The organism is Promicromonospora kroppenstedtii DSM 19349, assembly GCF_000515355.1.
In the GTDB taxonomy this organism is placed as follows: Bacteria; Actinomycetota; Actinomycetes; order Actinomycetales; family Cellulomonadaceae; genus Promicromonospora; species Promicromonospora kroppenstedtii.
The window spans coordinates 33029-33780 of record NZ_KI911615.1 but is presented as its reverse complement, the minus strand read 5'-3'; the positions used below and the strand labels follow the sequence as shown (position 1 = coordinate 33780).

2 protein-coding genes are annotated in these 752 nt (G+C 76.1%); both read left to right on the top strand.

Going from position 1 to position 752, the window contains the following annotated elements:
- On the top strand, nt 1–444 hold a 444-nt coding region (locus tag PROKR_RS04470; protein WP_036959924.1), incomplete at its 5' end, for a diguanylate cyclase.
- Nucleotides 441–650, top strand: coding sequence for a hypothetical protein (locus tag PROKR_RS04465; protein ID WP_036959922.1), 210 nt, complete (start codon nt 441–443; stop codon nt 648–650). The genes PROKR_RS04470 and PROKR_RS04465, both read left to right, overlap by 4 nt.
- The last annotated feature ends 102 nt before the right edge of the window (nt 651–752 follow it).

Sequence of the window (752 nt, the reverse complement as noted above, 5' to 3'; positions counted from 1 at the left end):
GCCGACGAGGCCACGGTCGGCACGGCCGCCGGCCGCGGCACCGGGCGGCGCGTGCCGCTCCTGGTCAAGATCGCGCCCGACCTCGCGAACGACGACGTCGACGCCGTCGCCGACCTCGTGCTGGAGCTGGGCCTGGACGGTGTCGTCGCCGTCAACACCACGATCGGGCACGACCGCGGGCCGGGCGGCCTGTCCGGCCCGCCGCTGCTGGGCCGGGGCATCGAGGTCGTCGCGCGCCTGCGGGAGCGCCTCGGCACCGGACCCGTCATCATCGGCGTGGGCGGCATCACCCGGGCCGACGACGTCCGCGCGTACCTGCGCGCGGGGGCCGACCTGACCCAGGGGTACACGTCGTTCGTCTACGAGGGGCCGCTGTGGGCGTCGGAGATCAACCGCGCCCTGACCCGTTCGGCGGGCTCCACGGCAAGTGGGAGGTACGAGTGATCCGTCCGCAGTGGGAGTGGGCCCTGGACGACGCCGAGGGGCGCCGCCTGACCGAGCCCGTCACGCCCGTCTTCACGGCGCAGTACGACGCCGAGCAGTGGCTCGGCGAGCACTGGCGCGAGCTCGCGGCGGCCGGTGCCGTGCAGGCGAGCCTGCTGCACGACGGTACGCAGGCCGCGCCGGGTGTGGAGCTGCGGACCCACTGAGCTCGTCAGCCGAGCGTCGTCAGCGGGTGAGGCCGGTCAGCGCCTCGTCCTGCCCGACGGCGCCACCCGCGCCCACGCCCGGGCCAGCCGCGGCACCGCCTC